Annotated in this window: 13 protein-coding genes; 4 read left to right on the top strand and 9 right to left on the bottom strand. The window is 27.9% G+C overall.

What is annotated here, in order from left to right:
- Positions 1 to 110 precede the first annotated feature (110 nt).
- Positions 111 to 1,439 (top strand): hypothetical protein, encoded by a 1,329-nt coding sequence (locus tag ACIQ56_RS11830; protein WP_397601264.1) that lies wholly within the window; start codon positions 111 to 113, stop codon positions 1,437 to 1,439.
- 4 nt (positions 1,440 to 1,443) lie between these two features.
- Here the strand turns inward: ACIQ56_RS11830 and ACIQ56_RS11835 are convergent, their stop codons facing one another.
- From ACIQ56_RS11835 to ACIQ56_RS11850, 4 genes are all read right to left on the bottom strand, one after another.
- Positions 1,444 to 1,980 (bottom strand): hypothetical protein, encoded by a 537-nt coding sequence (locus ACIQ56_RS11835; protein ID WP_397601265.1) that lies wholly within the window; start codon positions 1,978 to 1,980, stop codon positions 1,444 to 1,446.
- Positions 1,977 to 2,408: a helix-turn-helix domain-containing protein gene (locus ACIQ56_RS11840; protein WP_397601266.1), complete on the bottom strand. Its 432-nt coding sequence runs from the start codon at positions 2,406 to 2,408 to the stop codon at positions 1,977 to 1,979. Before ACIQ56_RS11840 ends, ACIQ56_RS11835 begins: the two co-directional genes overlap by 4 nt.
- A 117-nt stretch (positions 2,409 to 2,525) precedes the next feature.
- Positions 2,526 to 2,903 carry a type II toxin-antitoxin system VapC family toxin gene (locus ACIQ56_RS11845; protein WP_397601267.1) on the bottom strand — a complete coding sequence of 126 codons (378 nt, stop codon included), beginning with the start codon at positions 2,901 to 2,903 and terminating at the stop codon, positions 2,526 to 2,528.
- A complete protein-coding gene (locus ACIQ56_RS11850) occupies positions 2,900 to 3,163 on the bottom strand; it encodes a type II toxin-antitoxin system Phd/YefM family antitoxin (RefSeq protein WP_397601268.1) in 264 nt (87 codons plus the stop codon). The genes ACIQ56_RS11845 and ACIQ56_RS11850 overlap by 4 nt, the downstream gene beginning before the upstream one ends.
- 327 nt (positions 3,164 to 3,490) lie before the next feature.
- On the opposite strand from ACIQ56_RS11850, the gene ACIQ56_RS11855 reads away from it, so the two are divergent.
- The 3 genes from ACIQ56_RS11855 to ACIQ56_RS11865 are packed head-to-tail and all read left to right on the top strand — an operon-like array spanning position 3,491 to position 4,798.
- Complete coding sequence (locus ACIQ56_RS11855) at positions 3,491 to 3,751, top strand: hypothetical protein (RefSeq protein WP_397601269.1); 261 nt, start codon at positions 3,491 to 3,493, stop codon at positions 3,749 to 3,751.
- Positions 3,714 to 4,169 (top strand): type II toxin-antitoxin system death-on-curing family toxin, encoded by a 456-nt coding sequence (locus tag ACIQ56_RS11860; protein ID WP_397601270.1) that lies wholly within the window; start codon positions 3,714 to 3,716, stop codon positions 4,167 to 4,169. The genes ACIQ56_RS11855 and ACIQ56_RS11860 overlap by 38 nt, the downstream gene beginning before the upstream one ends.
- A 35-nt stretch (positions 4,170 to 4,204) precedes the next feature.
- Entirely contained in the window at positions 4,205 to 4,798 is a 594-nt protein-coding gene (locus ACIQ56_RS11865) for a hypothetical protein (RefSeq protein ID WP_397601271.1), read from the top strand.
- Positions 4,799 to 4,822: 24 nt separating this feature from the next.
- Here ACIQ56_RS11865 and ACIQ56_RS11870 read toward each other — a convergent pair whose 3' ends face one another.
- The 5 genes from ACIQ56_RS11870 to ACIQ56_RS11890 form a co-directional block, all read right to left on the bottom strand.
- The gene (locus tag ACIQ56_RS11870; RefSeq protein ID WP_397601272.1) at positions 4,823 to 5,530 is read right to left on the bottom strand and encodes a hypothetical protein; all 708 of its coding nucleotides are present in this window, start codon (positions 5,528 to 5,530) and stop codon (positions 4,823 to 4,825) included.
- Between the two features lie 250 nt (positions 5,531 to 5,780).
- Complete coding sequence (locus ACIQ56_RS11875; protein ID WP_397601273.1) at positions 5,781 to 6,017, bottom strand: hypothetical protein; 237 nt, start codon at positions 6,015 to 6,017, stop codon at positions 5,781 to 5,783.
- A 24-nt stretch (positions 6,018 to 6,041) separates the two neighbouring features.
- Entirely contained in the window at positions 6,042 to 6,326 is a 285-nt protein-coding gene (locus ACIQ56_RS11880) for a hypothetical protein (protein ID WP_397601274.1), read from the bottom strand.
- 3 nt (positions 6,327 to 6,329) lie between these two features.
- Complete coding sequence (locus tag ACIQ56_RS11885) at positions 6,330 to 7,367, bottom strand: hypothetical protein (protein WP_397601275.1); 1,038 nt, start codon at positions 7,365 to 7,367, stop codon at positions 6,330 to 6,332.
- A gap of 155 nt (positions 7,368 to 7,522) precedes the next feature.
- Positions 7,523 to 7,990, bottom strand: a complete 468-nt coding sequence (locus ACIQ56_RS11890) for a GNAT family N-acetyltransferase (RefSeq protein WP_397601276.1) — start codon at positions 7,988 to 7,990, stop codon at positions 7,523 to 7,525.
- Between the last annotated feature and the right edge of the window lie 108 nt (positions 7,991 to 8,098).

Below are 8,098 nucleotides of genomic sequence, written 5' to 3' on the forward strand. Positions count from 1 at the left end.
ACCTACGCAATGAATATCATCTCTGGGAGCCGGATGTGGGAAAACTACAAGTCCGGTTCTGCAGGGGTTTCATGGCAATGAATTACTTTATTTGAAAGGAAATAAAAGTCATGTCTCTACCTACCATAAGTAAATCTTTACTAACAAGTATTTTATTTATTTCATTTTTACCAACAAAAGCAAGCGCTGTAACTTGCGTAAAACCTAGTACTTGCGGTTATTCATTAAATGGTAGTACTTACCAATGTGGCGACGATTATGTGAAAGTGAACACATATAATTATTTTCTAGGTGATCTTTATGATAACTCTGTACCATTAAATGATAAACCTGCACTAAAAACAGCCCCCTTAAGATTTGAGGAAGGCATTTTAAATTTTAATAATTTTGTACTTTCAGGGAATGCTAGCGTAATTAGTTCTCGTAGTTTTGGCTATAATATTGATAATTGCAATGATTTTATTAATTCAATCATTAATAGACCTTTATTTAAAGTTAATTTAGTTGCTGATTATCAAAAAAGAAAAGTAATTTTACAAAGTGATATTGTCTCTTTTGTAGGTGGTAGTTATGTCCCTACAAATGGTTCTTGTACTGCAATAACTAATTTTCGTAATGGGATTAATTATAATTTAAGCACATCAACAATATATGATAATTTTCAGATAGAATACATTCCAATAGATAACACTATAATGAATGGGCAATATGTAAAATTTACTGGATTTGATGAAAATAGCCAGAGTTATTTAAAATTACAAGGAACATCAAGAATAAATTCAAGTAGAAATAATAGAAGCCGTAATTTTATTTATATACCGCCAACGGAATCAAGATATGATTGTAAAGGAGATTCCTGTTCCCTTGTAGTTCGACCTGAAGAGGTTAAAAATTATTTGCAGTGCCCAAGTCCAGACACACCATACTATCAATATGTTAATTTTGCATTTTCAAAAAGTAACAGTGATCGGATCTGGAATCCATTGAGGCTCGAAAAATTTATTTATCAAAGAATATCATTTGATGTTGATTTTCAGCCTCCTGAAAGTATTGAATTAAACGCAAATAATCAATATGAATGCAACCGGTTACAAGGTATTTATACAAAATTATTTACTTTTAATGTAGCATCTGAAAGTAAGTTTAGAGTATGGGATGGGGACATCATTCCTAACGATAAATTTAATGTTTATGATAAACAAGATGTAATTTTAGTAGCTAATAATTTTGATCCAACGACTAAAAAATGCTTATTAAAAACTAATTTTAATGGAATAAGATACACTAGAAATTTTATAAATGAAAGAGGAATTGAAAGAGATTTTAAAATATCTTTTTATGATATAAATGAATATTTAGTTTATTCAGGAACAGAACCATTAATAACAAAAATGTTTAAAGAATCGACTACGCTTAAAATTACAGGCTTATTTAATTAAAACACTACCACATAGAGGAGAATGTATAAAGAAACTCTCCTCTATCAAAAAATATAACTCCTTTTGTTCCTGATCCTTCTCTATAAGAAAATCCACGTGATATATATTTCATTATTTTACAGCCATTTCCATTTTCATACGATATTTTACAAGTACCTGTTGATTTACTATCACATTCATTTTGCAAAGAACATGTATAATCATTTTTTGTATAAACGTTAATTTGGTACCTATTATTATAATATAATATTACTTCTGGTGTTCCAATAAAGCTTTGATGCAAAAAAGAATATTCACATTTTACGCTTGTTTTATTATTTTCTTGAAGCCGACATCTTAAATTAAACCCAATATCATCAGCTCCCGTAAATCCAGTAGCTAATAATTTTAAATAATCATAATTTTTTTCATCTTCAGTTTTAACAGTTTCCTCTACATTTTGTGTATTTTGTCCATTATTACCGCTATTATTTGAATCGCTCTTTTTTCCACATGAAGATAAAGCTAAAATAGAAGACATAACAAATATTATTCTTTTCATTTCTTTACTTTCCTTTTTAAAGTTAATTCCCATTCGTAACCTAAAGCATTTATTAATTCATTAAATTTTGATATAGAAGGCTCTCTTTTTCCCTCTTCATATTGTTTGTATGAAGTACGAGACATTTTTAATCTTGTAGCTATTTTTTCCTGTGTTTCTTTTTCAATATATCTTAAACTTTTAATTAGCAATGAAGAAAATAAATTTAAATCAGTTGAGTATATTTCAAAATCAGAATTATTTAAATCGTCAATTATAATTTCACATAATATTTCTTCATTGGATATTTCATTGAAAAGTATTTTAATACGATTTGTTAATTTATCAAAAAGCTCTTTTTTTGATTTTCCAACCTCTCTTAAATCTAATAACGGAATAACGCCTATTATATAGGAGTCTGTGGTTTTGTATGTGCCTTTAAGTTTCATATATCAAAAATCCTATTTCTTAAATTTTCTATAAATAGTATGGCGTCAATTGACGCCATTAGTCAATAGCATTTATAGGATTTTTTAAAATCATGGGGAGGGTTTAAAATTCAGATATTAAACTAATTCTATTATGTCAGAATATTTTTTTACGGTAGCGTCGGCGGTAATTAATTTTAAAGGCTCATTTAAAGCTTGAGCTATTAGCATGCGGTCAAAAGGGTCTTTGTGATAGTCAGGTAAATTTTTTAATTCTAAAATATGTTCCAATTTTAAGCTTAATTCTATAAAATTTGATTCTCTAAATATTTTTTGAATATTATTTAGATCAATGTCAAGCTTTCCTATTTGAACTTTTATCATAATTTCCCAAGCTGACACTGAACTAATATAAACTTCACTAGCGTTATCAATAATTTCTCTAGCCTTTTTAGATAATTTTTTTGAGTCCTCTAAAACCCAAAGCAAAATGTGGGTATCAAGTAGAATTTTCATTTATGGGTTCCGTAAAAAAGGTTGTTTATTTCTTCATTTTCATCATCAAAATCATCAGAAATTCTAATTTTCCCTTTCAATAGTCCATAAACAACATGATTTTTTTCCTCTTTAATTGGAATAATTTGTGCTTGTGGCTTACCTGATTTACCTATTAAAAATGATTTATTATTGTTAACTATTTCTTCTATTATTTTCGACAAATGTGTTTTAGCCTCGTGAATATTGATTATTTTATTACTTAATATTGCCTTAGCCATATTCTAGCCCTCCTCTTTTAATATCGGACTAGACTAAGCTTAGTTTAATTTAGACCAATATTCAAGGTAAATTTATTGCACTTTTTATTAGCATAATCCTTATGATTTCATTCACTTATGATAACCAGCATTATGTTGTGTCAATAAATGTACTTTATACATATAAATATATGCTTAAAATACAGACTATTACCTGTTTTTAAACAAACTAAATTTATACTTAGTATCAAAAAAAATGGCTTGAATTTGACTCAAATCAATGTAATACTAAATAATATTGAGTAATATAATTTATTACCGATTCATAATATAGAAAGAGAGGTCAAAATGAATATTATTAAAAGATCATTCAATTTAGATCCTGATACAGCGCAACAAATAGATGAAATAATTAGAGAAAATCCAAGTTTAAGCTTTACTTTATTGGTAAATCAAGCTTTAGCTCAATGGGTTAAAGATCCAGTTATTGAACTAAAAACCAAACGCCATACTGAAGAAGATTTAAATAAATTCTTGGAAGAAAACGCTGAACTTATGGATCAATTAGGGCATGAAAAACAAAACACAAAAAAAGTTATTGGTGGCTAGACTTCTGGAATTAGACTTTCCAGAAGTAATTGGCATGAATAAAAAAGAAATTGAAAGATTTAATTTAAAGAATAATGAAAAACAAATACACAACATACGTGATATAAATGGATTAAAATCTTGCCTTGGTGGCATATTTATGCGTGATATTTCTGGCTATTATTATCATTTACCTATTGAAAAAATGGCTGGTTTATTGCTGTATAGAATTTCTCAAGGCCACTATTTTACGGATGGAAATAAAAGAACTTCTGTCATTTGTATGAGTATATTTCTTTCAAATAATGGTTATAAAATAAAAATTGATAATCAAATTATTTATGATTTGTTACATGGCTTTGCAACTCATCAATACAAAGAAATTGATGCAATACAATATATTCATAGAAATATCTTACCTAAAACTTTAATAAGATAGATTTAAAATTTTAATGGTACCACAAGGAAATTTGAATGACTTTTAAATTACCCGAAGAAATCAGTTTTAAAAGAGATGGAAATCAATATATTTTTAGACACAAAACAATGGGAGAGCTAGGAAAATTAGTTGTTACAGGTTTAGGAAAAAATACCCATTTTGCTAGTTTTGTTTCAGGAAATGAAGATGATCCAATGACATTGAAGCGTAAAGAAATTCTGGAACCAATTACAACAGCAATGATTGCAGAAGTTGAAAAACAGACAAAAGCAAAAGATGTTGTTGGTATAGATCCAAAATCTTTCACCCCTAAAGTAACTAAAGAATCTTATAATATCGTAGCTAAACATATACCATGCGCTAAGTGCAATAAAATAGTGGGTCATTTGATATTTGCAGATGATGCTACAAATGAGGGAATGTTTGAAGATTATTACAGAATTGCATTTCCTAAGATTAAAGAATTTAATGTACCAACATGGATAATTGGAAAAGAAGAAATTAACCCAGCAAGTAATATCATTTCATATAATAAAAAAGTTTGGCCTGAAAAAGAAAATGCGATAAAAATAGACTTTAAAAAATTCAATGCCATGTTAGATCATCTTCATTTTAATCACTGTAAATAGACCTTTTGAGCTTAAAACTCCTAATTAAAATTTACTTCCCCATTTGATCACAGTATCAAAATTTCTTTCATTCAATATATATGTAATATCAGCCTCAATTGTTGAGCCTGTATCTGCTTTATAGATTTTTCTATTTTCATTATTCATATCTTTATATAAATCTTCTACACTTATAGGAGATCCAGCACAGCTTTGATATTCTGATGAATAAGAATATTCATGTATTGCACTTAATGAATGTATCTTTATAAATTTTGGTACGTGATTATTTTTAAATAAGTAAATACTTTTTATTTTATTTTCGGAGTTTATAAATTCAATTTTAATACAAACATCAGAGACTTTACTATAAAGATGATAACCTTGCGGTATATTAATATTATCAATTATTAAGTCACTACAATTATTAAGTACTACACATTGATTTTGATAAAATGAAAGACATTTTTCTTTATAATTTTTCCATAAACCTGATTGAATAGAATCAAAATCATGGATATATAAATTTATTAGTTTAGATTTATTTTCTGAAAATTTTTTATTAAAGTTTACTATTCTTTTTTGTTGTTTCTTTAAATTTCGTCTTTTTTTAATTATTGGATATATTAAGAGAAGAAATGTTAAAACGGTTCCTACACCTTGAGCCGCTGTCCAAAAAGTATTACTATCTTTAGATATTACAAATTTTAAAAAATCTATAATTTCAAATGCTATTTTTTTAAAAAAATTCAAAATATCAATATCCATTATTCACCTATAATTTATATACTTATGAATTTTCAAACCTGTTATAACGATTTCTTATCTCAAAACATGAAATATTTGCTAACTATTAATTAAAAGAAGCAAATTACGGAAAAGTTTTTTATATACATTTAATGATACATAATTTAAATTAGCGTTACTTTAAAGTCAAATTTTAAATTACTTGACTATAAACAAAAATTAAAACAATTTGTATATGGGCTTGAAGTTCGATCTGTTAAGCGACAATTTTACTTTTAAGCCCATCTTTTTTTTCGTCAAAATTTAAAATAAAAACCTTATCCGATTTTTCAATTATTTTAGGCTTTGTCCATGGACTGGTTTTCCCTTTTTTCCGTTGAACAAATAAACAATAAAATCCATCTTTAAAATTGATAAAATATTTTTGTTGTATTCCGTTATCTTGTATTATTAAAGCCTGCCAGCCGAAAATATCTAAAAAAATTCTTTTCATTTTTTAAGCCCCTTAACCCATTTTTTAACCAAATGGGTTTTCAAATGATTGTTCTTTAACAGGGTTTTTTTGTGTTATTTTTATTTCATCATGCTTATTATCAACTTCATTTAATGGGTATTTACTTCTAAAATATTCAACACCTGCAAGCATTAATTTTATTGCACGTTCTGATTGTGCCCGTTTTTTATCCGAACTTGGCCAATTGATATAACTAGGTAAATCAAAGGGAAGTTCACCGCCATTTAAAATATCAATTAACTCTTTCATATATTTATTTTCAGAAACATCATCTAAAGCTAACCTCATTTATTATTCTCCTATTAAAACTGATTTTAAAGCGAAATTTCCTACATCTATCCCAAGTCTTTTTCCTTCATATTGTTGCATTATAGGAGCATTTGCTAAACCATAAGCACACACAAAAACAGGATCTTCTAATTTTTCATTTTTGACGGATAAATTATTTATTACATGCAATTTATACCATCCTGTTTGCTCAACCTCATCTCTTAAGATTTCAACAGCTATATCATCTTTTGATGCACCACCTGATAAAATTATATTCCTAACCCTCTCTTTATAATCTTGCATAGTATTTAAAAGCCTATTTATCGAGTGTGAAAAATATTCTCTTGCGGCTTTTCTTTTTTCAGCAGAACAATCTACACGCTTCCCGTTCATTTCGTCGCTTTCTGGTCTCGTTCCTAAATGCCATGCCTTTATTGCTTCTGCTTCCGAAAGTTTTGTATTTCTTGCAAATCTTTTTATTGCGCCACTTAAACCTTCTGCCCGTTGCAAAGCATTTTTTACGGGTTTGCCGTCAATTAAAACAATTTGTTGTAAGTCTCCGTGACCTATTTGCCATAAAACATAATTTTTAAATTGAGAAGGTAAACAATGAGTAACTGCCTGTGTTTCAAAGTAAACAGTTGGATCATTCTGAATATTAATTTTGCATGTTTTTATTGCTGAATCTGAGGAGCCTCTACGAAATTTAATCTCTTTTAAATGCGTTATTAAAAGTTTATTATTTTCTTCTGATAACTTTATTGATCCTGGTTTTTCTCTAAAATTTTCTATCCAATTTTGAGCTACTGACAAAGCTAAAGAAACATCGTGTTCACCTTCTCCCAAGCTTAAAGCAACAATTGCTTTTAAAAGAACTTGATACTGTGGTGTTTTTAGCGTGCCTCCAATAGCTCTTGCACTTTCTGGAAATTCAAATTGAGCAGTTTTCCCTACAATAAATTCAACATCACCATCTTTAATAATGATTGAATTATTGCATAATGTAACAGGTTCAGGAGGAACAGGACAAATAAAACTAGGTGCAAAATATTGACTCATAAATCCATACCTTTCCTTAGTGTGGTTAATAAAAGACACTATATGACTTTATATATTAAATTTTACTATAAATAAAGTATATTGATATTTTTTTGTCACTCAGTGTCAATATTTGGTTAGTAAAGTGTTTTTAAAGTCATTTAGTGTCAATAATTTTATATATTTTTTTCGAGGTAAGGATACTCTATGCCTGATAATAATATTGATTTATAAGTCTCACCTGTAAGTTTATAATCCATCCGTTCATAAAAATTTAATGCTTTATGTTCCGATGCAACAATAATTTTTTTTACTCCCATTTTTTTGGCAAGATTTTCGCACTCTTTAACAAGTTTAACACCATACCCATTTTTTTGATATTTCGGTAATACAAATAGTTGATCAATTTCAATTCTATCAATATAATTTGTAAAAGATAAATAACCAACTGATTTGTAATTTTCGCAGAATATTAATGTTATTCTTTTATCAATAGCCTTGAAAACTTCAAATAAATTTATCATATATTCATTAAAAATAGGCTTAAAATTATCAGGATATAATGGAGCACGTGCAGTGACAGCTATATTTATTAATTCCTCAATATCACTATTATTTCCTAATCTAATGGTAGGTAGAGACATGACTTTTATTTCCTTTCAAATAAAGTAATTCATTGCCATGAAACCCCTGCAGAACCGGACTTGTAGTTTTCCCACATCCGGCTCCCAGAGATGATATTCATTGCGTAG

Origin of the sequence: Silvanigrella sp. (assembly GCF_044369315.1) — a bacterium.
GTDB lineage: Bacteria > Bdellovibrionota_B > Oligoflexia > Silvanigrellales > Silvanigrellaceae > Silvanigrella.

Coding starts and splice junctions, on each gene's coding strand:
- ACIQ56_RS11830 (WP_397601264.1), top strand. CDS start 111: ATGTCTCTACCTACCATAAGTAAATCTTTACTAACAAGTATTTTATTT.
- ACIQ56_RS11835 (WP_397601265.1), bottom strand. CDS start 1,980: ATGAAAAGAATAATATTTGTTATGTCTTCTATTTTAGCTTTATCTTCA.
- ACIQ56_RS11840 (WP_397601266.1), bottom strand. CDS start 2,408: ATGAAACTTAAAGGCACATACAAAACCACAGACTCCTATATAATAGGC.
- ACIQ56_RS11845 (WP_397601267.1), bottom strand. CDS start 2,903: ATGAAAATTCTACTTGATACCCACATTTTGCTTTGGGTTTTAGAGGAC.
- ACIQ56_RS11850 (WP_397601268.1), bottom strand. CDS start 3,163: ATGGCTAAGGCAATATTAAGTAATAAAATAATCAATATTCACGAGGCT.
- ACIQ56_RS11855 (WP_397601269.1), top strand. CDS start 3,491: ATGAATATTATTAAAAGATCATTCAATTTAGATCCTGATACAGCGCAA.
- ACIQ56_RS11860 (WP_397601270.1), top strand. CDS start 3,714: ATGAAAAACAAAACACAAAAAAAGTTATTGGTGGCTAGACTTCTGGAA.
- ACIQ56_RS11865 (WP_397601271.1), top strand. CDS start 4,205: ATGACTTTTAAATTACCCGAAGAAATCAGTTTTAAAAGAGATGGAAAT.
- ACIQ56_RS11875 (WP_397601273.1), bottom strand. CDS start 6,017: ATGAAAAGAATTTTTTTAGATATTTTCGGCTGGCAGGCTTTAATAATA.
- ACIQ56_RS11880 (WP_397601274.1), bottom strand. CDS start 6,326: ATGAGGTTAGCTTTAGATGATGTTTCTGAAAATAAATATATGAAAGAG.
- ACIQ56_RS11885 (WP_397601275.1), bottom strand. CDS start 7,367: ATGAGTCAATATTTTGCACCTAGTTTTATTTGTCCTGTTCCTCCTGAA.
- ACIQ56_RS11890 (WP_397601276.1), bottom strand. CDS start 7,990: ATGTCTCTACCTACCATTAGATTAGGAAATAATAGTGATATTGAGGAA.